Genomic DNA, 21,923 nt, shown 5'->3' on the forward strand with positions numbered 1-21,923 from the left:
GAAGAGAAGTGAGGAATGAGCAGAACACTGCTCCCCTCTCACTTCTCACTCCTCCCCACTCACTCCTGCCTTCTATGTCCCGAGCCGACTTCTACCTGATCGCCAAGCCGCGGTTCCTCGAGGAACCGCTCAAGCTCGTCTGCGAGCTGGCCCGCAAGGCCTACGACAGCAACCAGTGGACGCTGGTGCTGGCGCGCGATGCCGCGCAGGCCGAGGCACTGGACGAGCTGCTGTGGGAGTTCGATCCGGACGCCTACATCCCGCACCAGATCGCCGGCGACGAAGAGGACGAGCTGACGCCCGTGCTGATCGCCACGCCGGACGTCGACGTGCCCGCGCGCGCGCTGGTGATCAACCTGCGCGAGGAGGCCTTCGCCGGCGCCTGCGAGCGCGTGCTGGAAGTGGTGCCCGCCGACCCGTCCGCACGCGAACCGCTGCGCGAGCGCTGGAAGCAGTACAAGGCGCGTGGCTTTGAAGTGAACAAGCACGATATGTAAGAGCGAGAATCGAGCGGAGAGGAGTGAGGAGTGAGCAACAGCTCTCCTCTTCCCGCTTCGCCTACTCACTCCTCACTCCTCGACACTCTCTACTCACCCTATGTCCCTGGCCCCCAGCTACGACCCCAGATCCTTCGAATCCCGCCTGTACGCGCAGTGGGAAGCGGCCGGTTACTTCAAGCCCAGTGGCAAGGGCGAGCCGTACACCGTGCTGCTGCCGCCGCCGAACGTCACCGGCACGCTGCACATGGGCCATGCGTTCCAGCACACGCTGATGGACGCGCTGGTGCGCTACCACCGCATGCGCGGCTACGACACGCTGTGGCAGATGGGCACCGACCATGCCGGCATCGCCACCGAGATGGTGGTCAGCCGCAACCTGGCGCTGGAAGGCAAGGGCGAGACCCGCGACTCGCTGGGCCGCGAGGGCTTCATCGCCAAGGTGTGGGAGTGGAAGGCGCAGTCCGGCGACACCATCGAGCGGCAGATGCGCCGCATGGGTGCGTCCGGCGACTGGTCGCGCAGCACCTTCACGATGGATGAGCAGGCCTCCAGGGCCGTCATCGAGGCCTTCGTTCGCTGGCACGAGCAGGGCCTGATCTACCGCGGCCAGCGCCTGGTCAACTGGGATCCGGTGCTGAAGACCGCCATCTCGGATCTTGAAGTGGAGAACGTCGAGGAAGACGGCTTCCTGTGGTCGATCGCCTACAAGCTGGAGGATGGCGCCACCTACCAGCACGTCGAGCACGATGCGGATGGCAACGAGACGCTGCGCGAGACCCGCGATTATCTGGTAGTGGCCACCACGCGCCCCGAGACGCTACTCGGCGATGCTGCAGTGATGGTTCACCCTGAAGATGCGCGTTACGCGCATCTGGTCGGCAAGAAGGTTAAGTTGCCGCTTGTCGAACGCGAGTTGCCCGTGATCGCCGACGAATACGTCGATCGCGAGTTCGGCACGGGCGTGGTGAAGGTTACGCCTGCGCACGATTTCAATGACTACCAAGTTGGCCAGCGCCATGGCTTACCGCTGTACAACATCCTTGATGACGCAGCGCGAATCATTGATGACACGTCTTGGACAGAACGACTAAAGCGCCAAGCTTCCGCGACAGCAATTCGTAGCGGATTGATCGACACGGCGACCGATGCGCGGATTCCAGAGAAGTACCAGGGCCTGGACCGCTACGAAGCGCGCAAGGTCGTGCTGGCGGACCTGGAAGAGTTCGGCCTGCTGGTGGAAACCAAGCCGCACAAGCTGCAGGTGCCGCGCGGCGACCGTACCGGCCAGGTGATCGAGCCCTACCTGACCGACCAGTGGTTCGTGAAGATGGACGGCCTGGCCAGGCGCGGCCTGGAGCTCGTCGAATCGGGCGAGGTGAAGTTCGTCCCGCCCAACTGGATCAATACCTACCGCCACTGGATGGAGAACATCCAGGACTGGTGCATCAGCCGCCAGCTCTGGTGGGGCCACCGCATCCCGGCGTGGTTCGACCAGGCGGGCAACTGCTACGTCGGCCGCGACGAAGCCGAAGCGCGCGCCAAGGCCGGCCTGTCCGCCGATGTCGCCCTGACCCAGGACAGCGATGTGCTGGAGACCTGGTTCTCCTCGCAGCTGTGGCCCTTCAGCACGATGGGCTGGCCGGACGAACAGGCGATGGCCGAGCGCGGCTTCGACCGCTACCTGCCATCGTCGGTGCTGGTCACCGGCTTCGACATCATCTTCTTCTGGGTGGCGCGCATGGTGATGGCCACCGACAGTTTCATCGGCCAGGTGCCGTTCCGCGACGTCTACATGACCGGCCTGATCCGCGACAAGGACGGCCAGAAGATGTCCAAGTCCAAGGGCAACGTGCTGGATCCGCTGGACATCATCGACGGCATCTCGCTGGAAGACCTGGTGGCCAAGCGCACCGGCGGCCTGATGCAGCCGAAGATGGCCGAGAAGATCGAGAAGGCCACGCGCAGGGAATTCCCGGACGGTATCGTGGCGCACGGCGCCGACGCGCTGCGCTTCACCATCGCCGCGCTGGCCACGCACGGCCGCGACATCAAGTTCGACATGGGCCGCGCCGAGGGCTACAAGAACTTCTGCAACAAGCTGTGGAACGCCACCCGCTTCGTGCTGATGAACACCGAGGGCTTCACCGCCACCGGCGCACCGCAGCCGAAGACCGATGCCGAGCGCTGGATCCTGTCGCGCCTGACCAAGGTCACCGCGGAGGCCGAAGCGCAGTTCGCCGCCTACCGTTTCGACCTGCTGGCGCAGGCGCTGTACGAGTTCGCCTGGAACGACTTCTGCGACTGGTTCGTCGAACTGGCCAAGCCCGCGCTCAGCGGCGACGACGCGGCCGCGGCCGACAGCACCCGCCACACGCTGCTGTACGTGCTGGAGACGCTGCTGCGCCTGCTGCACCCGCTGACCCCCTTCGTCACCGAGGAACTGTGGCAGCAGGTGGCGCCCAGGCTGGGCATCGGGGGCGGTACGGTGTCCCTTCGCCCCTACCCGGCCGCCGCCGATTCCGCCGGCCAGGACTACACGCAGGCCGACGCCGACGTGGAGTGGCTGAAGACCATGGTCTCGGCGCTGCGGCGCGTGCGCAGCGAACTGAACGTATCCCCGGCCAAGACCATCCGCCTGCTGCTGCAGGACGGCAGCGACAACGACCGCGTGCGCATCGCGCGCTTCGCGTCTTCGCTGTCGTTCCTGTTGAAGCTGGACGACATCGCATGGCTGCAGGCCGGCGCGGACGCGCCCGCCTCCGCCGCCGCGGTGGTCGGCGAGCTGAAGCTGCTGGTGCCACTGGAAGGCCTGGTGGACCTGGATGCCGAGCGCGCGCGCCTGGACAAGGAAATCGCGCGCGTCGCCGGCGAGAAGGACAAGAGCGAGGCCAAGCTGGCCAGGTTCACCGACAAGGTGCCGCCGGCCGTGGTCGAGCAGGAGCGCCAGCGCCTGGCCGACTGGAGCCACCAGCTCGCTGCCCTGCACGCGCAGCGCGCGAAGCTCTAAGCCCCCCGTCATCCCGGCTTTGGCCGGGATGACGGTTGGATTGTTTCGCCGTCGTGCCGCGCCCGCGGACCCAGGCCCGCCCTACAGCGGCGGCATGGTGGTGATGTCGTCGGCGACCAGCTCGATCGCCATCACCAGCGCATCCTCGCGGCCATCGCGGGCCGGGTAGTAGCGTGGGCGGCGGCCGATCTCGTTGAAGCCTTCGCTGTGGTACAGCGCGATAGCGCCGGGATTGGAAGGCCGGACTTCCAGGAACACGCGCTGCGCGCGCTGGTCGCGCGCGATCTTCACCAGCGCACGCAGCAGGTGGCGACCGAGGCCCCGCCCCTGGCGCTCGGGCGCGACGCAGATGTTCAACACATGCGCCTCGTCCGCGGCGATGCTCAACAGCCCATAGCCGATCACCAGCCCGTGCTCGGTCATCACCCACGACGGATAGCCCGACTTCAGGCAGTCGCGGAAGATCCCCCGGGTCCAGGGGAATGGATAGGCCCGCTGCTCGATGGCCATCACCGCGTCGAGGTCGCCCTCGCGCATCGGCCGCAGGCTGGGTGCGGACGCCGGTGATGCCTCGACGCCCAGTGCGCTCACGACGGCGTGCCCCGCCGCAGGCGCCGCAGCAGGGGCCACAGTGCGCGCTTGGCCGCGGGATTTCCGCGCAGCTCGGCCGACGAAGGCCATTGCGCGAACACCTCCGCCGCGCCCGGCGCGTTGGGATTCAGGCCCGAGGCGCGGATCAGCGCGAAGTGCAGCCGGTCGGGCATGCGCGAACCGGGCCTGCGCGCTGGCGGCGCGGGACGCACCGGCGGTGTGCGCTCGATCGCCTCCGGTGCCGGCGGCCGGGCACGCATGGGCGACGGGGGCGCCTCGGGTCCGGGGCGCACGGCCGCTGCCCCGGCCGGCGCTGGCGCCCCCGCCTCGGTGGGCCAGTCGGCGGGCAGGAAGACGGTCAGGCCCAGCGCGCGCAGCCAACCCTGCTGCTCGGCCGACCACAGGCGGTCCGCCGCGAGCGTCACGCCTGCGCGTCCTTCTGCCGACGCGCCCGGTGCCACAGCCAGTACCCCGGCCCCGACAGGGCATACACCACGCCGACGGCCAGCAGCGTGCGCGGCAGATCGATGAACAGGATGGCCAGCACCAGCGGCACCAGCGCCAACACCACGAACGGAATGCGATCGGCCTTCGCTCCGCCTTCGCCCGTGCCCTTGAAGCTCCAGAAGCGGATGCGGCTGACCATCAGCAGCGCCGCGGCCAGGGTCACGCCCAGCGCCACGTAGCGCAGTTCCTCGCCGGTCCAGCCCAGTTCGCCATCGGCGAACGCCCACACGAAGGACATCATCAAGCCCGCCGCCGCCGGGCTGGCCAGGCCGATGAACCAGCGCTTGTCCACCGTGCCCACCTGGGTGTTGAAGCGGGCCAGGCGCAACGCCGCGCAAGCCGCGTACAGGAACGCCACCACCCAGCCCACGCGGCCCATCACGCCGCCATCGAACTTCAGCGCCGACAGCGACCAGTGGTACATCACCAGCGCCGGCGCCAGGCCGAAGCTGACCAGATCGGCCAGCGAGTCGTATTGCACACCGAAATCGCTGCTGGTGCCGGTCAAGCGCGCCACCCGCCCGTCGATGCCATCCATCAGGCCCGCCACGAAGACCGCGACGGCCGCGTGGACGAACTGGCCGTTCGCCGCGGCGATGATCGCGAAGAACCCCGCGAACAGGCCCGCCGTGGTGAACAGGTTGGGCAGCAGGTAGATCCCGCGCGAACGCGGGGGCGGCTTGATTTCGTTCATGGGTCGCAGTTTAGCCCAGCGGTCCGCCGGCCGGCTTGCCTGCGCGGCCCCGGGGTGCTGCAATCGACGTTCCCGCTACCCCCGGAGCCCGACATGCGCCCACTGTCCTGCCTGTCCCTGCTGGCGCTGTGCCTGGCCGCCGCGTCCGCCGCGCAGGCCCAGCAGGTCTACCAGTGGAAGGACAAGAACGGCGTCACCCACTACGCCGACAGCCCGCCGCCGAACCAGGTGGTGCAGAACCGGCGCATCAGCCAGTACGGCGCACCGGCGGCGGAAGCCGCGCCTACCGGCAAGCCGGTCGAGCATCCGCAGTGTGCGACGGCGCGGAAGAACCTGGACATCCTGGGCCAGCAGGGCCCGGTGCAGCAGGATACCGATGGCGACGGCAAACCCGACGCCACCCTGGACGACACGGCGCGCGCCAACCAGCGCGCCCTGGCGGAAGCGGCGGTGAAGGCCTACTGCAAACCGGGCGGCTGACGCCTCATGCGGGCCTGGCTGGCCATCGCGGTCGGCATCGCGGTCGGCATCGCGGCCGGTGCCGGCATCGCCTGGTGGCTGGCGCGCGAGGCCCCGGACGCCCGCCAGCGCACGCAGGCGCGGGCCGGGCAGGCGGCTGCCCAGGCACAGGACGCCCGGCCTTCGCTGTACCGCTGGCGCGACGATGCCGGCGTGCTTCAGATCACCGACCGTCCACCGGCAGGCCGACGCTACGAACGGCTGGACCGCGACGCGCCCGCCGGCATCCGGGTCGAAGGCGATCGGGCCGAGCCGCCGGAATAACGCCCCGCACGCGGCCAAGGCTGGCAAAATAGGCGATTCGTCCCCCTGAACGCCGATGCCGATGCGCCTGTCGCAGTTCCACCTCCGCACCACCAAGGAAACCCCGGCCGACGCCGAACTGGTCAGCCACCAGTTGATGCTGCGCGCCGGCATGATCCGCAAGCTGGCCGCCGGCCTGTACACCTGGTCGCCGCTGGGCCTGCGCGTGCTGCGCAAGGTGGAAACCGTCGTGCGCGAGGAGATGGACCGTGCCGGCGCCATCGAAATGATCATGCCCACCATCCAGCCGCGCGAGCTGTGGGAGGAAACCGGACGCTGGGAGAAGTTCGGCGGCCAGTTGCTGAAGATCACCGACCGCAAGGAGCAGCACTTCTGCTACAGCCCCACCGCAGAGGAAGCGGTCACCGACTTCGCGCGCCAGGAGCTGTCCAGCTACAAGCAGCTGCCGGTCAACTTCTACCAGATCCAGACCAAGTTCCGCGACGAGATCCGCCCGCGCTTCGGGGTGATGCGCGCGCGCGAATTCGTGATGAAGGATGCGTACTCCTTCCACCTGACCGACGAGGACCTGGTGCGCGAGTACCGCAACATGCATGCGGCCTACACGCGTATCTTCACCCGCCTGGGTCTGGACTTCCGCGCGGTGCAGGCCGACAGCGGCGCCATCGGCGGCGACGCCTCGCAGGAGTTCCACGTGCTGGCGGATTCGGGCGAGGACGCCATCGCGTTCTCCACCGGCTCGGACTACGCCGCGAATGTCGAAGCCGCGCAGGCGGCCGCACCCGGCCCGCGCGCGGCTGCCTCGCAAGCGATGGACAAGGTCGCCACGCCCACCCAGAAGACCTGCGAGGACGTCGCTGCGCTGCTCGGCATTCCGCTCCAGCGCACCGTCAAATCGGTGGCCGTCATGACCGACGGCGGCTTCGTGCTGGCGCTGGTGCGCGGCGACCACGCCGTCAACGAGATCAAGCTGGGCAAGGTGGCCGGGATGGCCGACTACCGCCTGGCGACGGAGGCCGAAATCCTGACCCACCTCGGCAGCGAACCCGGCTTCCTTGGCCCGATCGGCGCGAAGCGGGCGATCCGCGTGGTCGCCGACCGCGACGTGGCGGCGATGGCCGATTTCGTCGTCGGCGCCAACGAGGACGGCTTCCACCTGGCGGGCGTCAACTGGGGCCGCGACCTGCCGGAGCCGGAGACCGTGGCCGACATCCGCAACGTGGTGGCCGGCGACAGCGCGGCCGACGGCGGCCAGATCCGCATCGTGCGCGGCATCGAGGTGGGCCATGTGTTCCAACTGGGCCGCAAGTACAGCGAAGCGATGAAGTTCACCGTGCTGGACGAGACCGGCAAGGCCGCCACGCCGGCGATGGGCTGTTACGGCATCGGCGTGTCGCGCATCGTGGCGGCGGCGATCGAACAGAACCACGACGCCAACGGCATCATCTGGCCCGCGCCGATGGCGCCCTGGGCGGTGGCGGTGTGCGTGATCAATCCGAAGAACGATGCCGCCGTGGAGGCCGCGGCCGGGCAGCTGCTGGCGGACCTCCAGGCCGCGGGCGTCGACGCCGTGCTCGATGACCGCGGGCTGCGCCCTGGCGCGATGTTCGCCGACATCGAGCTGATCGGCATTCCCCACCGCGTGGTGGTGTCCGAGCGCGGCCTGGCGGCGGGCACGTTCGAATATCGCGCGCGTCGCGCCGCCGAGGCGGAGAACATCGGACGCGACGAACTGCTGGCGCGCCTGCGGGGCTGATGCGCAGGACGGATTCCGTAAGAGGGGATCATCGCGGTTTGTGCCGCGATTATCCCGTCGATTAAGATGATTATTCGGCCAAGGACGGGCGTTTCCCTTCCTGACTGGAGATTCTGATGTCGATCGACCTGCGTAACCTGTCCGCCAAGGAACTTGGCGCCCTGATCGAAAAAGCCAAGCAGCAGCAGAGCCGGCTGGCCAAGCGCACGCCCATCGCCACCGTGCGCAGCAAGATCACCAAGTTCGCCAAAGCCGAAGGCTACACGCTGGAAGAGCTGTTCGGCATGTCCGGCCATCGGGGCGCCAAGGCCGGCGCGAAGCCCAGCCCCCGCGCCGGCCGCAAGCTGGGCAAGGTGGCGCCCAAGTACCGCAACCCGGCCAACCCCAAGGAAACCTGGAGCGGCCGCGGCAAGCACCCCCGCTGGATGGCCGCGCTGATCGCCAAGGGCAAGAAGGCCGACGACTTCCTCATCAAGAAGAAGTGAGCCGCTCCGGCATGGGACACGAACGGGAGGCCAGGCCTCCCGTTTTCGTTCGCGCGGGCCGGGTCAGAGGTTCTTGCGCGAGGAGATCAGCAGGTTGCCGAACAGCAGGCCCGCGATCAGCGCCATCACCACGTTGGTGACCGCCAGCAGCGCGGACTGGCCCACGCCCACATCCTGCTGCTGCACCAGCGTCAGCAATCCGCGCAGACTGGTGCTGCCCGGCACCAGCATCAGGATGCCCGGCACGCGGATCAGCGCGCCCGGCCGGTTGGCCCAGCGCGCGAACGCGTTGCCGGCGGCCGTCAGCACCAGCGCGGACAGGAAGATGCCCACCGGACTTCCCCAGGCCTGCCCGGCATAGCGCGAAATGCTGTACCCGGCGATGGCGGCGGCCATCACCCAGAAATAGTCGCGCCGGTGGGCCTTGAACAACACGGCGAAGGCATACGCCGCGAACACCATTGCGCCCCACTCCACCCATTCCGGCTGCGGACGCAGCGCGCGCACCTCGGGGTACAGGCCCACCAGCTGCGCCAGCGTCACCGCGATCATGCTGCCGACGGTCAGTTTGAGCACCGTGGCCATGGCGCCGGCGAAACGGGCCACGCCCGACACCAGGTGCTGGCTGGTCAGTTCGTTCACCGCATTGGTCAGGGCCATGCCGGGCAACAGCACGATCAGCGACGCGATGATCACCGTGTTGAGGTTGAGCGGCGCGATGAAGTTGGCCACCAGGATGGCGACGAAGCCCGCCACCAGCGCCGAGATCGCGTCGCTGGCTTCCTTCATCTGCGGCCGGCGTGCGATCAATTCGCCCAGCACGCCGATGATCACGCCGATGAGCCCCGCGGTCGCCATGTCCAGCCACGGCAGGCGCCACAGGCCGGCGACGGCCGCCGCCGCCAGGCCCGACGCGAAGATCTGCATCGCCCGCCAGCGCACGCTCGGTGTCCGGTCGAGTGCGCGCAGCGCCGTGTGGCCCTGGGCGATGCTCATTTCGCCCATGGACACCGCGTCGGCAATGCGGTCCGCTTCGCTGAGCTTGTGCAGGTCGGTCTCGCCTGGCGCCAGCCTGATCACCCGCGTGGTGTCGCTGGCCCCCAGGGGCCGCACCGGATCGCTGAAGCTCAGGATCAGGCCGGTCGGGTTCGACCACGGTTCGCAGTCCAGTCCCAGCCGCTGCGAAAGCCCCACCACCGTGCCTTCCAGCCGCTGCGCGGTGGTGCCATAGCGGTGCAGGCGTCCGGCGATCTCGCAGATGAAGGCGATGCGCTGGGCGTAGGTCGCGGGAGTCAACGTGTCGTCGGCCATCGGCACAGTATCGCCGAAGCGGCGGGCAGCCGCCTTCATCGTACGCTGCTTACACTAGGCACCTGCACCAGGACAGGGGGAAGGGTGGGCATCGGCGAGGCCATGGCGCTGGGCAGCGCAGCGACATGGGCAGTGGGCGTGATCCTGGCAAGGCAGCTGGGCGTGCATCTGCCGCCGCTCGCGCTCAACCTGCTCAAGAACGGACTGGTGCTTGCCGTGCTGGCGCCGGTGGCGCTGATGCTGCATGCGGGTGCCTGGCCTTCGCTGCCGGCCACGGAACTGGCCATCGTCGTGGCCAGTGGCGTGATCGGCATCGCGCTGGCCGACACCCTGTACTTCCGCGCGCTCAACGAACTGGGCGCCGGACGGATGGGGGTGATCGGCAATCTCTACAGTCCCCTGGTACTCCTGCTGGGCTTCCTGTTCCTGGACGAGCGCCTGGGCGCGGGACAGTGGCTGGGGTTCGCGCTGGTGGGGCTGGGCGTCCTGCTGGTCAGCCGCCCTCCCGGGGAATGGCGGACGCATCCGCAGCACACGGCGCGCGGCGTCGCGATCGGGCTGGCCGCGATCGCGCTGATGGCCATCGCCATCGTGATGGTCAAGCGCACGCTGGAAACCCAGCCCCTGTTGTGGGTGACCGCACTGCGGCTGGCCGGCGCGGTCGCGGGCCTGCTGGTGCTGGCCGCGCTGCCTGCGATGCGTGCGCGCATGCGCTTCGTCGCCTCCGAGGTGCCGTGGCGTCGCCTGCTGGTGGCCGCGCTGGTCGGTCAGGGACTGTCGATGGTGTTGTGGCTGGGGGGCTACAAGTTCACCTCGGCCTCGGTCGCCGCGATCCTCAACGAGTCCGCCTCGGTGTTCGTGGTGGTACTGGCGGCGCTGTGGTTGCGGGAGCCGCTGGGCAAGCGGGCGTTCATCGGCGTGGTCCTCACGTTCAGCGGGATAGCCTGTATGCTCCTTGGCCGAGCGATGCCATGACCCCCACCCTTGCCCGCCCGCACTGCGAAGCCGATGCCGCCGAACCCCGCCGGGTGCGGCTGGGCGGCGACTGGACGCTGTCCAGCGCGCTGCAGGTGGCCGAGCAGCTGCGCACGCTGCCGGATGCGGTCGACCGGCTGGATGCCACCGGCATCGACCGCATCGATTCGGCCGGCGTGCTGCAGTTGATGCGCTTCGCCAAGCGCCGGGGCATGGAGTTGTCGGACATCGAGTTCCGTGCCGACCATCGGGCGCTGGTCAGCACCATCGAGGATGTCGCCGACGACCGGCCACCGCGCAAGCGCGACTACGGCGTGCTCGCCGCGCTGTCCCGGCTGGGCCAGCGGGTCCACGAGAACGGGCAGGAGATCGTCGCGCTGCTCAGCTTCACCGGCGAGAACCTGGTCAAGCTGCTGCGCATGGCCAAGCAGCCACGCCGCTTCCGCCCCACCGCCACCGTGGCGCACATGGAGGCGGTGGGCCTGGATGCGGTGCCGCTGGTGATCCTGCTGTCGTACATGGTGGGTGCGGTGATCGCCTTCCTGGGCTCCACCGTACTGCGCGACTTCGGCGCGGAAATCTACGTGGTGGAGCTGGTGAGCATCGCGTTCCTGCGCGAGTTCGCCGTGCTGATGACGGCTATCGTGCTGGCCGGCCGCACCGCCTCCGCCTTCACCGCCCAGATCGGCGCGATGAAGAGCCGCGAGGAGATCGATGCCATCCGCACGCTGGGCCTGGATCCCATCGACCTGCTGGTGATCCCGCGCCTGATCGCGCTGCTGGTGATGCTGCCGCTGCTGACCTTCATCTCGATGATGGCGGGCCTGGCCGGTGGCGTCACCGTGGGTGCCTTCGACCTGGACATCCCGCCGCAGATGTACCTCGCGCGCATGCACGACACCATCGAAGTACGCCACTTCCTGGTGGGGCTGTCCAAGGCACCGGTGTTCGCGCTGGTGATCGGCCTGATCGGCTGCCTGGAAGGCCTGCGCGTGGAAGGCACCGCGCAGTCCGTCGGCGAGCGCACCACCTCCAGCGTGGTGCAGGCCATCTCGCTGGTGATCATGCTCGATGCGCTGGCCGCGCTGTGGTTCATGCACATGGACTGGTGACGATGGCATCGGAGATCGGAAAGCAAGCGATAGGCACGGGCGGCGCGCTTCCGCCGGCAACGGGGGAGGGGCATGCCTCTTCCGCCACCGGTGAGGCCGTGATCCAGGTGCGTGGGCTGGTCAACCGTTTCGGCGAGCAGACCGTGCACGAAGGCCTGGACCTGGACGTGCGCCGTGGCGAGATCCTCGGCGTGGTCGGTGGTTCCGGTACCGGCAAGTCGGTGCTGATGCGCGCCATCCTCGGCCTGCGGGAACCCCAGGAAGGCCGGATCTCCGTGCTGGGCGAGGACGCACTGTCGCAGAATCCCGCCGCGCGCCAGCACATCGAGCGCAACACCGGCGTGCTGTTCCAGGATGGCGCGCTGTTCTCCTCGCTGACCGTCGGCGAGAACGTGCAGGTGCCGCTGAAGGAGCATCATCCGGAACTGCCCGACAGCTGGCGCTACGAACTGGCCCTGCTGAAGGTCAAGCTGGCCGGCCTGCCCGCCGATGCGCTGAACAAGCTGCCGTCGCAGCTGTCCGGCGGCATGCGCAAGCGCGCCGGACTGGCCCGCGCGCTGGCCCTCGACCCGCCGCTGCTGTTCCTCGACGAACCCACCGCGGGACTGGACCCGATCGGCGCGGCCGCGTTCGACCGCCTGATCAAGACCCTGCAGGAAGCGCTCGGCCTGACGGTGTTCCTGATCACCCACGACCTGGACACGCTGTATGCGATCTGCGACCGCGTGGCCGTGCTGGCGGACCGCAAGGTGGTCACGGTCGCGCCGCTGCCGGAGGTGGAGCGGTTCGACCATCCCTGGGTGCAGGAATACTTCCACGGTCCGCGCGCGCGCGCCGCGCGCGACGGACAGCGGGCCTCCGGGCCTTCCCTTTCGCAAACGGCGGTCTGAGCCATGGAAACGCGCGCCAATTACGTCCTCATCGGGGCCTTCACCCTCATCATCGCCAGCGCGCTGCTGCTGTTCGGGCTGTGGGCGGCCAAGTATTCGTCCGAACGCACCTGGCAGGAGTACCAGGTGGTGTTCCGCGAGGCGGTCACCGGCCTGTCCGTCGGCAGCCCGGTGCAGTACAACGGCATCGCGGTGGGCTCCATCACCAAACTGTCGCTCGCGCCCAACGACCCGCGCCAGGTGATCGCGCGCATCCGGGTGGAGTCGTACACCCCGGTCAAGACCGATACCCGGGCCAAGCTGGCCATCACCAGCCTGACGGGTCCGACCATCATCCAGCTCAGCGGCGGCACGCCGCAGGCACCTGCCCTGACCAGCGTGGACAGCCGCGAAGCCCCGGTGATCCAGACCGCACCCTCGGCGCTGCAGAACATCACCGACACCGCCAACCGCATCGTCGAGCGCCTGGACCAGGTGCTGAGCGACAAGAACGTGGCCAGCATCGCCGCCACGCTGGAAAACCTGGAGTCCATGAGCGACTCGCTCGCCAGCCGCGAAGACGGGCTGGAGTCGCTGATCGTCAGCGCGCGCGACGCGGCGCAGAACCTGGACAAGACCCTGACCACCACCAACGGCGCCATCGAGCGCCTGGACAAGAACCTGGTGCAGGAGCTGCCGGGGATCCTGGACAAGCTGGAAACCACGCTGGGCAAGCTGGATTCGGCGGCCGGCAACGCCGATGCGATCCTCGGCGAGAACCGCGCCGCCATCAACAGCTTCGCCAACGACGGACTGGGCCAGCTGGGCCCCACGCTGACCGAGCTGCGCGGCCTGGTGCGCGACCTGCGCCGTGTCAGCGACCGCCTAGAAGGCAATCCCGCGCGCTACCTGCTGGGCCGCGATGCACCCAAGGAGTTCGAACCGAAATGAAGCCGATGCGCCTCGTCCTTGCCCTCCCCCTTGCGCTCGCGCTGGCCGGCTGCTCCATCCTGGGCAGCGAGCAGCGGGACCCCGTCACCATCTTCGCCCCCGACGTCCGCGTGTCCGCGCGCCCCGACTGGCCCGCCGTGTCGTGGACGCTGGTGATCGCCAAGCCCACCGCGGCGAGGGTGATCGACAGCCCCCGCATCAGCGTGCGACCGACCCCGGGCGAACTGCAGGTCTACCGCGGCGCGTCCTGGGCGATGCCGGCGACGGACATGCTGCAGGACGCGGTACAGCGCACGCTGGAGGATTCCGGCCGCATTCCCGCTGTGGCCAGCGCCGACGCGGGCATCCTGGGCGACTACAAGCTGGTCATGGACCTGCGCCGGTTCGATGCCGACTATGCGGGCGGCGCGCTGCCGGAGGCGGTCGTGGAAGTGAACGCCAAGCTGGTGAACAACCGCGGACAGCACGTCGTCGCTTCGCGCACGTTCCTGCAGCAGCGGCAAGCCGATGGCGTGGACGTGGCCCGTGTGGCCGCGGCGTTCGAACAGGCCCTGCAAGCGGCCACGGCCGAGATCGCGGGCTGGGTGCTCGTTTCGGGGAATGGCGACCCGAAGCCGGCCGCGTCCCGCTGACCTGTCCGCCGCTCAGCGGCGACGCGCGGGATCGATCTGTCGGAACGTCAGGTTGATCCGCGCGGCCACCTCGCGCGACGTGCGTGGAAGCGCATGCCGGTACAGGCGCTGGGTGTCCCCCGACATCACCAGCAGGCTGCCATGCGGCAGTTCCAGCGCGCCTTTCAGCGCCGCATCATGGCGATGCTTCAGCGCAAAACGCCGTACCCCACCCAGGCTCACCGAGGCGATGACCGGGCGTGGGCCCAGTTCGGGCTCGTCGTCGCTGTGCCAGCCCATGGCGTCGCGTCCGTCGCGGTACAGGTTCGCCAGCACGCTGTTGAACGGCACCCCCAGTTCTTCCTGCAGCCGCGCCCTGAGCCCGAACAGGGCGCCATTCCAGGGACAGGGCGTGAAATCGGCCCCCGAATAGCGATAGACCGCGCCCACATCCCCGATCCAGGCGCTGAGGCGGGGGGAATCCACTTCGCGTCCGAACATCCTGATCCGGTGCACGCTCCACGGCAGCTCGCGCTGGAGGAGGCGCAACAGCGCATCGGCTTGGTCGGCGCCCAGCCATTCCGGCACGAACGCAAGCGATGCACCCGGCAGCGCGGCCAGGGCTCCATCCGTCGACAGTGGCAAGGGTATGGTCACGCCCGCGATGCTCGCGGATTTGCCCCGTCCGGTGCAAACCCCGAAAATACCGGCAGCCTAACGCCATGCTGGAGCAAGCCCGATGTCCGATGTCGAACGCGATGTGATGGAGTACGACGTCGTCACCGTCGGCGCGGGCCCGGCGGGCCTGGCCTTCGCCATCCGGCTGAAACAGCTGAATGCCGACATCTCGGTCTGCGTGATCGAGAAGGCCAGCACCATCGGCGCGCACATCCTGTCCGGCGCGGTGATCGAACCCGCACCGCTGGATGCCCTGCTCCCCGGCTGGCGCGACAACCCGCCACCGATCTGCGTGCCGGCCACGGAGGACGAGTTCTGGTACTTCAGCAAGGAGGGCGGCCGCAGGTTTCCGATGGTGCCACCGGGCATGCGCAACCATGGCAACTTCATCGTGTCGCTGGGCGCGATGTGCGCCTGGCTGGCCCCGCAGGCCGAGGCACTGGGCGTGGAGATCTACCCGGGCTTCGCCGCTTCGGAAACGCTTCACGATGACGACGGCAAGGTCGTGGGCGTGCGCATCGGCGACATGGGCATCGCCAAGGACGGCAGCCACAAGCCCGGCTACACGCAGGGCATCGACATCCGCGCCAAGGTCACCGTGCTGGCCGAAGGCGCGCGCGGCCACCTGACCAAGCGACTGGTTAAGTGCTTCGCGCTGGACAAGCACAGCGATCCGCAGGCGTACTCCATCGGCATCAAGGAGCTGTGGCAGGTGCCGGAAGGCCGGGCCACGCCAGGCAAGATCGTGCACACCCTTGGCTGGCCGGCCAGCAACGACATCTATGGCGGAAGCTTCCTGTACCACCTGGAAAACAACCGGATCGCGCTGGGCTACGTCAGCGGCCTGGACTACAAGGATCCGGAATACAAGCCGTGGGAGGCCTTCCAGCAATGGAAGAACCACCCGCTGATCAAGCCCCTTCTGGAAGGCGGCAACATCCTCTCCGCCGGCGCACGCGCCATCGTCACCGGGGGCTGGCAGTCGCTGCCGAAGGTCGAGATGCCCGGCGCGCTGCTGATCGGCGATACCGCCGGCTTGCTCAACGTGCCGAAGATCAAGGGCACGCACCAGGCCATCCGCAGCGGCATGCTGGCGGCCGAGCACCTGGTCTCGTCGCAGCTTGCGCCGCAAGGTTTCGATGCGAAGCTGCGCGCCTCGGAGGCGATGGCGGAGTTGAAGTCGGTGCGCAACATCAAGCCCGGTTTCAAGAAGGGCCTGTGGTTCGGCATGGCCAACGCCGCATGGGAAACGCTCACCGGCGGCCTGTCGCCCTGGACGCTCAAGGTGAAACCCGATTGGTCGTCACTGGAGAGGATCGGCGAGCACGAAGCGCCCAGGCGCGACTACGTGGATCGCACCCTGGCCCCGCGCGATCGCCTGCAGGGCGTGTACTTCGCCGCCACCGAGCACGACGAGGACCAGCCCGTCCACCTGCGCGTCCACGACACCTCGGTATGCGTGACCCGTTGCGCCGCCGAGTACGACAACCCCTGCACGCGCTTCTGCCCGGCGGGGGTGTATGAAATCGTCGACGACGGCAGCGGCAAGCGCCTGCAGATCAATGCCGCCAACTGCGTGCACTGCAAGACCTGCGACATCAAGGACCCCTACCAGCTCATCGACTGGGTGACGCCGGAAGGCGGCTCGGGGCCGAATTACCAGAACCTCTAAGGACTCCGTGTCGAATTCCCTGTCCCGGCAACTTCGCACCACGCTTTTCTACGCGCTTCGGACAGCCTTCCGGTTGACGCCGATGCCACAGGCAACGCGCGACCGCTTGCGCCAGCGCTTTCTCGACACGCGCGGACATTGGGTGCCGGAAGGCCCCAAGGGCAAGGCACCCACCGGCGAACTGCCGCGACGCCCCTACGTACGTTCGGATGAGCGCGCCATTGGCTACGTCCCCTACGAACAGGGCGAGCTGCCGGACCCCTTGCCCGCCACCCTTGTCGCGTTCTATCTGCCGCAGTTCCATACCATTCCGGAGAACGACGAGTGGTGGGGCAAGGGCTTCACCGAATGGCGCAACGTCGCCCGCGCCCTGCCCCAGTTCGAGGGCCACCACCAGCCGAAGCTACCCGGCGACCTGGGCTTCTACGACCTGCGCAACGTCGAAGTCATGCACGAGCAGGCGCGCCTGGCCCGCGAATACGGCATCAGCGCGTTCTGCTTCTACTTCTACTGGTTCGGCGGCAAGACCCTGCTGGAAACTCCGCTGCGCAACTGGCTCAACGACAAGTCCATCGACCTGGAGTTCTGCCTGTGCTGGGCGAACGAAAAATGGACCCGGACCTGGGACGGCCGCGGCGACGAGATCCTCATCGACCAGCAGCACTCCCCCGAGGACGACATCGCGTTCATCGAGTACGTGGCGGAGTACATGCGCGACCCGCGGTACTTGCGGGTGGATGGGAAGCCGATGCTGCTGGTTTACCGCCCAGGCCTTTTCCCGGACATGGCTGCGACCGCCCTTCGCTGGCGCCGCTGGTGCCGCGACAACGGCATAGGCGAAATTCACTTGGCCTACGTGCAGAGTTTCGAGAGGCCCGATCCGGCGGAGATCGGGTTCGATGCGGCGGTGGAGTTCCCGCCCAGCTTCAGCAGCCCCACGCGCATTGCCGGCACGCAACAGCTCCTCAACCCGGAGTTCAAAGGGGCAGTCCTCGATTGGCGCGACATGTCGAGCGAGTACCTGATGCGTTCCCCGACGGAATACCTTCTGCATCGTGGAGCAAATCCTGGATGGGACAACGAGGCGCGCCGCTCGGGCGCGGGGCGCATCTTCTTTCATGCTGCGCCACGCCGATATCGTGACTGGCTGACGGGCATCGTCGCAAAGTCCAGGGAAGTTGCTTCATCCAGCCCCTTGATCTTCGTAAACGCTTGGAACGAGTGGGCGGAGGGAGCTACGCTTGAGCCTGACGCCACGCATGGGTATGCGGCACTCGAAGCCACCAGGCATGCCCTTCGATCGACTGCCGGGTTGATGGAAGAAGCGCCAAGGCGTCCTTGCGCTGTGATACATGCTTGGTATCTGGACGAGTTCGGGGAACTCCTCAAGGAACTGGAGCGTAGCGGGCTCGACTGGAACATCTTCGTAACCACGTCGAGCCGGAATCTAAAGGCGATCCAGGCCATGGTGGAACACTGCCGGTTTGCGGCAACCGTTATTGCAGTCGAGAACCGGGGACGGGACATTTTGCCTTTCTTGCGGTTGGCCAATCGACTTCTGGACAGCGGAGTCGATATCGTGCTCAAACTGCACACGAAACGGTCACCCCATTTGAGCAATGGGGACGCTTGGCGGCGCGAGCTCATTGGAAGACTGGTGGCCCAAGGACGGGCGCGAACGATTATGTCCGCTTTCGATGCAGACAGCCGCCTCGGCTTGGTCGGGCCCGAAGGTCACATTCTGCCGATTGCTCCTTTCATTGGCGGGAACAGAGGTGCGATCGACCGACTATGGCGAAGAATGGCGCTCTCCGAATCGGTACCGGAGGACGGCCGCTTCGTGTCAGGCAGCATGTTCTGGGTGAGACTGGCTGCGCTGAGGCCACTGCTCGACACCCCTGTTTACGAATCGCAATTCGAGGTCGAGTCGGGCCAAACGGACGGCACGCTGGCGCACGCTTTGGAAAGGATATTCGGCATCTGTGCAGAAGCGGCTGGATTCACCATGAGAAGCTCCGCGGCCATCATCGGCCGCCCGGATGTGACCACTGAAACCTATGCTTACGCCCGGGCCAACAACCCTCATGAATGACGCTTCGTGCCGGTCCAAGCGCGGAAGTCGAGAGCCAGAGCTTGGCGTACCGGCTGCCAATCTGACGTCCGCCCGACCTGCGCGATCACACCTCGCTTGATGATACGCAGGCCCCCGCTTTCCGCTGCTCGTGACCATGAAAGAACGCATCCTATTCATCTCTAGAAAATGGCCGCCGTCGGTCGGCGGCATGGAAACATATGCGTCAGAGCTTAGCGCCGGCCTGAGCGACGTTTTCGACCTCCGCCTGCTCGTCCTGAGAGGGCGTGAAGACGGACGTCCGCCCGCGCTCTGGGCCTACGCGGCGTTTGTCATCAAGGCGATGGCGTTCTGCCTCTTCCGCGGGCGGCGCTACGACCGGGTCATCTTCGGCGACCTGATACTTTTCCCGGCAGCCCTGTGTCATCACCTGACCAACAAGAGAGCTACGCGATTGGTGATCCTGTATGGACTCGATCTGGTCTATCACAGGAGGAAAGGTGTTTTGCCGAGGCTGTATGGACTCTTCTTCCGCCTGTTTCGTGCCTCCCAGTCATGCTTCAGCGCCTGCGTGGCCATCTCGGCCCATACCTCGGCACTGGCAGCCGCAGAGCGCATACGCAATGTCAACGTAATTACTCCCTCGCTTCCCGCCAGCAGCTTCCCAAGCGAAGACGTGGCGTCAGAGCGACTCCCGGACGTCTGGAACAAGTCAAAAGACTGCTTCCGGATCCTGTATTTCGGTCGACTCGTGCCCCGCAAGGGCTCCTTGTGGTTCGCCACCAACGTGGTCCCGAGAATCAGCGGCGGGGCCTGCTTCTTCGTAGTAGGGGACACTTCCGATTCGGAGTACAAGCTCAAACTACGCGCGTGCGAGCGTACCCATTGCCTGGGACGGCTCGATGCCCCCGCGCTGGCGTCGATGATACGAAGCGCCGATGCCGTCGTAATGCCCAACATTCCAACGCCAGACGCTGTCGATGCCGAAGGCTTCGGCCTGGTGGCGATCGAGGCGTCTTCTTTGGGAGCGAGGCTCTTGGCGTCTCGGCTCGATGGCATCACCGATGCGGTCATCGACGGGAAGACCGGTCTCCTACTGCAGGCGGGAAACGCCGACGCATGGGTCTCCGCGATAGAAGGGCTTCGCGATCCAGCGCGCGGGGTACTGGAGGACCGGGGCGCAATCGCGCGCCATACACGGGAGCGCTTCTCACGTAGCGCCCAGACCTCTGCTTTCGTTACGCTGCTCGAGGATGCTCGTTGATGCCGAAGACAATGGAACCCGCCTCGGAACGGTCAAGACTGCCACATGCAGTCCTTGATGAAGCAAGTCGTATACTCAAGGCGCGGAAGATCGTCGCGCTCCTCGGTGAGCAGCGCTTCTCCGATGCCCGCCGCATTCTTGAAATCGGCTGTGGGTCGGGTGCAATCTCGTCGACGCTCGCCCGGATCGGTCACGCGGATGCGCATGTAACTGCGGTCGATGTTGCGGACAATCGCATAGTGACCGACGGCTACACTTTCATTAAGGTTGATGGAACGAGCTTGCCTTTCGACGCGGGAAGTTTCGATGTCATCGTCACCAACCACGTCATTGAGCATGTCGGAGACCGCTCCGAGCAGTTGCATCACCTTCGCGAGATTGCCCGGGTAATGGATGCCTCGGCAATCACCTACCTCGCCGTACCCAACAAGTGGAGACTCATCGAACCCCACTTTCGCCTCCCTCTGCTGAGCTGGCTGCCCATCCAGGTAGCAGACCTGTATGTCCGCCTCATGCGAAGGGGCGATCACTACGACTGCATACCCCTCAGCGACGCAGAAGCCAGGAAATTGTTCCAGGAGGCGGGACTGATCCATAGTGAGTCGACCATCGAAGCCGTCCGACTGACGTTGCTGATCGAGTATCCGGAATCTCGGATCGCGAGGTTCCTTTCCTCGTCGCTGCCATCCCCGCTCATCAAGCTGGCGAAACCCCTCATTTCGACCCTGATCTATACGCTGCAGAAGGGTTCACCGTGAAGCGTCTGTGGTCTGTGCTTGGACTGCTGATCGGCTTGGCATGTCTGTACCTGTTCTTGCAAGCCGCTGCATCGCACTGGGAGGCGTTCAGGCTGGTACACGTCGATGGCACAACGGTTCTCAGCCTGGCGATGGCGCTGGTCTGCTACCTCCTCACCTATCTTCTCAGTGCGCGAGGTTGGCAGTTGGTACTCCGCATCGTGGGCGTGGACCTCGCATACCACAGATCGCTGGGCATCGTGGCCACGTCCCAGATTGGCAAGTATCTGCCTGGCAACGTGGGCCAGCATGTCGGGCGAATGCTCCTGGCCCGACGTTCCGGCGTCGACATGGGCCGGGCCGGCGCGAGTATCGCCCTTGAACCCATATTCCTCTTGGCAGCAGCGTGCGCATGTTCTTTTTTTGCGTTGGATCTTCTTTCGCGGGCTCTTTTCATTTATGCGCCCACCGCAAAGGACAATCTCCTGCTTCTGGCCGGGGGCATGCTGCTCTGCATCCTGGTGGTTTTCCTAGTACCGCAGTTTCGGACGAGGGCGGTGCCAGTCGCCATGAAATCCCGACTTCTCCTATCGGGAAGAAACCTCGTGCTGGCGCTGCACGTGCTGGGAATCAATGGGGCCTGCCTCCTGCTGGGCTCGATCGCACTCTGGCTCATCGTGGGCGCCATGAGCGTTCCGTACCAGGATTTCCACCCTGCTCTTCTTGGCGTCTATGCGATCGCCTGGTTGTTCGGGTTTGTCGTACCGGGCGCGCCGGCGGGACTTGGCGTAAGAGAGGCACTCCTTATCCTTGGATTGACGCCACTGTATGGGGGTGAAGTGGCGGTCACCAGCACTGCCATCTTGCGGTTGACCACAGTGCTGGGGGACGGCTTCACCTACTTGATCGGGATTTCCCTTCGCCCCAGATTGGGCAGCAACGCCTCCGGCGGCGGCATTGGCTAGGCCTCCCGCGCTTTTGAAGTCCGCTTGAAGCTGCTCTGCCCCGTTTTCACAGGCGGGGTTCTACCGCGAAATCCCGGACGGTTTCAAAAGGACTGAGGGTTTCTGATCTTGGCTCGCAACCCTTTGTCGCATTATCGGGCTGTCGGACCGCTCATTGTATTCAAACAAATCGATGTCCCGGCGTTCCTCGGCCAGCACCCGCTTGAGCAGGTAGTTCTCCGCCTCAAGTCCCTTCAGACGTATGGCGTCCTCGGCTTCCATGCCACGCCGTATTCGGCACGCAGGCATAGAAGCTGGCTGAGTTGAAACTGTTCTGCCAGGCCGCTTCCGACACGCCATGCCGGCCTCGGAGCGACCGCTTTCGAAGGTACCGAGCGGTCGTTC

The 21,923-nt window shown here is 66.6% G+C and carries 21 protein-coding genes and 1 pseudogene; 16 read left to right on the forward strand and 6 right to left on the reverse strand.

Translation table 11 applies throughout. From position 1 onward, the window contains the following. Positions 1–74: 74 nt before the first annotated feature. Together MUU77_RS15230 and MUU77_RS15235 are read left to right on the forward strand one after the other, a co-directional pair. Complete coding sequence (locus tag MUU77_RS15230; protein WP_245088541.1) at positions 75–497, forward strand: DNA polymerase III subunit chi; 423 nt, start codon at positions 75–77, stop codon at positions 495–497. A gap of 100 nt (positions 498–597) precedes the next feature. Further along, positions 598–3,507 carry a valine--tRNA ligase gene (locus tag MUU77_RS15235; protein WP_245088542.1) on the forward strand — a complete coding sequence of 970 codons (2,910 nt, stop codon included), beginning with the start codon at positions 598–600 and terminating at the stop codon, positions 3,505–3,507. Positions 3,508–3,588: 81 nt separating this feature from the next. On the opposite strand, the gene rimI is transcribed toward MUU77_RS15235, so the two are convergent. Genes rimI through pssA form a run of 3 tightly spaced genes read right to left on the reverse strand, consistent with a single transcriptional unit; the run spans position 3,589 to position 5,299 of the window. Continuing rightward, entirely contained in the window at positions 3,589–4,044 is a 456-nt protein-coding gene (gene rimI / locus MUU77_RS15240; RefSeq protein ID WP_245094560.1) for a ribosomal protein S18-alanine N-acetyltransferase, read from the reverse strand. Positions 4,045–4,094: 50 nt separating this feature from the next. After that, a complete protein-coding gene (locus tag MUU77_RS15245; protein ID WP_245088544.1) occupies positions 4,095–4,523 on the reverse strand; it encodes an alanine acetyltransferase in 429 nt (142 codons plus the stop codon). After that, positions 4,520–5,299 carry a CDP-diacylglycerol--serine O-phosphatidyltransferase gene (gene pssA, locus MUU77_RS15250; protein WP_245088546.1) on the reverse strand — a complete coding sequence of 260 codons (780 nt, stop codon included), beginning with the start codon at positions 5,297–5,299 and terminating at the stop codon, positions 4,520–4,522. Before pssA ends, MUU77_RS15245 begins: the two co-directional genes overlap by 4 nt. A 93-nt stretch (positions 5,300–5,392) precedes the next feature. Here pssA and MUU77_RS15255 point away from each other — a divergent pair, with 93 nt between their 5' ends. From MUU77_RS15255 to MUU77_RS15270, 4 genes and pseudogenes are all read left to right on the forward strand, one after another. Next, positions 5,393–5,779 (forward strand): DUF4124 domain-containing protein, encoded by a 387-nt coding sequence (locus tag MUU77_RS15255; protein WP_245088548.1) that lies wholly within the window; start codon positions 5,393–5,395, stop codon positions 5,777–5,779. 6 nt (positions 5,780–5,785) lie between these two features. After that, on the forward strand, positions 5,786–6,082 hold the full coding sequence (locus tag MUU77_RS15260) for a DUF4124 domain-containing protein (protein ID WP_245088550.1): 297 nt from the start codon (positions 5,786–5,788) through the stop codon (positions 6,080–6,082). A gap of 61 nt (positions 6,083–6,143) precedes the next feature. Further along, positions 6,144–7,838, forward strand: a complete 1,695-nt coding sequence (locus tag MUU77_RS15265) for a proline--tRNA ligase (RefSeq protein ID WP_245094563.1) — start codon at positions 6,144–6,146, stop codon at positions 7,836–7,838. A gap of 116 nt (positions 7,839–7,954) precedes the next feature. Continuing rightward, positions 7,955–8,317 (forward strand): annotated as a pseudogene (locus MUU77_RS15270) (H-NS histone family protein); the annotation flags it as partial. A 69-nt stretch (positions 8,318–8,386) separates the two neighbouring features. On the opposite strand, the gene MUU77_RS15275 reads toward MUU77_RS15270, so the two are convergent. Next, a complete protein-coding gene (locus tag MUU77_RS15275; RefSeq protein WP_245094566.1) occupies positions 8,387–9,634 on the reverse strand; it encodes a threonine/serine exporter family protein in 1,248 nt (415 codons plus the stop codon). An 84-nt stretch (positions 9,635–9,718) separates the two neighbouring features. Here MUU77_RS15275 and MUU77_RS15280 point away from each other — a divergent pair, with 84 nt between their 5' ends. The 5 genes from MUU77_RS15280 (at position 9,719) to MUU77_RS15300 (ending at position 14,173) form a co-directional block, all read left to right on the forward strand. Then, complete coding sequence (locus MUU77_RS15280; protein WP_245088554.1) at positions 9,719–10,609, forward strand: DMT family transporter; 891 nt, start codon at positions 9,719–9,721, stop codon at positions 10,607–10,609. Beyond that, complete coding sequence (locus MUU77_RS15285) at positions 10,606–11,721, forward strand: MlaE family lipid ABC transporter permease subunit (RefSeq protein ID WP_245088556.1); 1,116 nt, start codon at positions 10,606–10,608, stop codon at positions 11,719–11,721. The genes MUU77_RS15280 and MUU77_RS15285 overlap by 4 nt, the downstream gene beginning before the upstream one ends. A gap of 98 nt (positions 11,722–11,819) precedes the next feature. Then, positions 11,820–12,611: an ABC transporter ATP-binding protein gene (locus tag MUU77_RS15290; protein WP_245088558.1), complete on the forward strand. Its 792-nt coding sequence runs from the start codon at positions 11,820–11,822 to the stop codon at positions 12,609–12,611. Positions 12,612–12,614: 3 nt separating this feature from the next. Beyond that, positions 12,615–13,541, forward strand: coding sequence for an MlaD family protein (locus tag MUU77_RS15295; protein WP_245088560.1), 927 nt, complete (start codon positions 12,615–12,617; stop codon positions 13,539–13,541). Beyond that, positions 13,538–14,173, forward strand: coding sequence for an ABC-type transport auxiliary lipoprotein family protein (locus MUU77_RS15300; RefSeq protein WP_245088562.1), 636 nt, complete (start codon positions 13,538–13,540; stop codon positions 14,171–14,173). The genes MUU77_RS15295 and MUU77_RS15300 overlap by 4 nt, the downstream gene beginning before the upstream one ends. A 12-nt stretch (positions 14,174–14,185) precedes the next feature. On the opposite strand, the gene MUU77_RS15305 is transcribed toward MUU77_RS15300, so the two are convergent. Then, positions 14,186–14,773, reverse strand: a complete 588-nt coding sequence (locus MUU77_RS15305; RefSeq protein WP_245094569.1) for an alpha-ketoglutarate-dependent dioxygenase AlkB — start codon at positions 14,771–14,773, stop codon at positions 14,186–14,188. A gap of 118 nt (positions 14,774–14,891) precedes the next feature. On the opposite strand from MUU77_RS15305, the gene MUU77_RS15310 reads away from it, so the two are divergent. The 5 genes from MUU77_RS15310 (at position 14,892) to MUU77_RS15330 (ending at position 21,539) form a co-directional block, all read left to right on the forward strand. Next, a complete protein-coding gene (locus MUU77_RS15310) occupies positions 14,892–16,502 on the forward strand; it encodes an electron transfer flavoprotein-ubiquinone oxidoreductase (RefSeq protein WP_245088564.1) in 1,611 nt (536 codons plus the stop codon). A gap of 7 nt (positions 16,503–16,509) precedes the next feature. After that, the gene (locus tag MUU77_RS15315; protein WP_345779055.1) at positions 16,510–18,594 is read left to right on the forward strand and encodes a glycoside hydrolase family 99-like domain-containing protein; all 2,085 of its coding nucleotides are present in this window, start codon (positions 16,510–16,512) and stop codon (positions 18,592–18,594) included. 136 nt (positions 18,595–18,730) lie between these two features. Next, on the forward strand, positions 18,731–19,837 hold the full coding sequence (locus MUU77_RS15320) for a glycosyltransferase family 4 protein (RefSeq protein ID WP_245088566.1): 1,107 nt from the start codon (positions 18,731–18,733) through the stop codon (positions 19,835–19,837). After that, positions 19,837–20,595, forward strand: coding sequence for a class I SAM-dependent methyltransferase (locus MUU77_RS15325; RefSeq protein WP_245088568.1), 759 nt, complete (start codon positions 19,837–19,839; stop codon positions 20,593–20,595). Before MUU77_RS15320 ends, MUU77_RS15325 begins: the two co-directional genes overlap by 1 nt. Then, complete coding sequence (locus tag MUU77_RS15330; protein WP_245088570.1) at positions 20,592–21,539, forward strand: lysylphosphatidylglycerol synthase domain-containing protein; 948 nt, start codon at positions 20,592–20,594, stop codon at positions 21,537–21,539. The genes MUU77_RS15325 and MUU77_RS15330 overlap by 4 nt, the downstream gene beginning before the upstream one ends. Positions 21,540–21,599: 60 nt before the next feature. On the opposite strand, the gene MUU77_RS15335 is transcribed toward MUU77_RS15330, so the two are convergent. Beyond that, positions 21,600–21,800 (reverse strand): hypothetical protein, encoded by a 201-nt coding sequence (locus MUU77_RS15335; protein WP_245094712.1) that lies wholly within the window; start codon positions 21,798–21,800, stop codon positions 21,600–21,602. Positions 21,801–21,923 lie beyond the last annotated feature (123 nt).

Origin of the sequence: Pseudoxanthomonas sp. F37 (genome assembly GCF_022965755.1) — a bacterium.
GTDB lineage: Bacteria > Pseudomonadota > Gammaproteobacteria > Xanthomonadales > Xanthomonadaceae > Pseudoxanthomonas_A.

Coding starts and splice junctions, on each gene's coding strand:
- MUU77_RS15235 (WP_245088542.1), top strand. CDS start 598: ATGTCCCTGGCCCCCAGCTACGACCCCAGATCCTTCGAATCCCGCCTG.
- MUU77_RS15275 (WP_245094566.1), bottom strand. CDS start 9,634: ATGGCCGACGACACGTTGACTCCCGCGACCTACGCCCAGCGCATCGCC.
- MUU77_RS15265 (WP_245094563.1), top strand. CDS start 6,144: ATGCGCCTGTCGCAGTTCCACCTCCGCACCACCAAGGAAACCCCGGCC.
- rimI (WP_245094560.1), bottom strand. CDS start 4,044: ATGCGCGAGGGCGACCTCGACGCGGTGATGGCCATCGAGCAGCGGGCC.
- MUU77_RS15320 (WP_245088566.1), top strand. CDS start 18,731: ATGAAAGAACGCATCCTATTCATCTCTAGAAAATGGCCGCCGTCGGTC.
- MUU77_RS15285 (WP_245088556.1), top strand. CDS start 10,606: ATGACCCCCACCCTTGCCCGCCCGCACTGCGAAGCCGATGCCGCCGAA.
- MUU77_RS15335 (WP_245094712.1), bottom strand. CDS start 21,800: ATGGAAGCCGAGGACGCCATACGTCTGAAGGGACTTGAGGCGGAGAAC.
- MUU77_RS15325 (WP_245088568.1), top strand. CDS start 19,837: ATGCCGAAGACAATGGAACCCGCCTCGGAACGGTCAAGACTGCCACAT.
- MUU77_RS15230 (WP_245088541.1), top strand. CDS start 75: ATGTCCCGAGCCGACTTCTACCTGATCGCCAAGCCGCGGTTCCTCGAG.
- MUU77_RS15300 (WP_245088562.1), top strand. CDS start 13,538: ATGAAGCCGATGCGCCTCGTCCTTGCCCTCCCCCTTGCGCTCGCGCTG.
- MUU77_RS15310 (WP_245088564.1), top strand. CDS start 14,892: ATGTCCGATGTCGAACGCGATGTGATGGAGTACGACGTCGTCACCGTC.
- MUU77_RS15260 (WP_245088550.1), top strand. CDS start 5,786: ATGCGGGCCTGGCTGGCCATCGCGGTCGGCATCGCGGTCGGCATCGCG.
- MUU77_RS15255 (WP_245088548.1), top strand. CDS start 5,393: ATGCGCCCACTGTCCTGCCTGTCCCTGCTGGCGCTGTGCCTGGCCGCC.
- pssA (WP_245088546.1), bottom strand. CDS start 5,299: ATGAACGAAATCAAGCCGCCCCCGCGTTCGCGCGGGATCTACCTGCTG.
- MUU77_RS15295 (WP_245088560.1), top strand. CDS start 12,615: ATGGAAACGCGCGCCAATTACGTCCTCATCGGGGCCTTCACCCTCATC.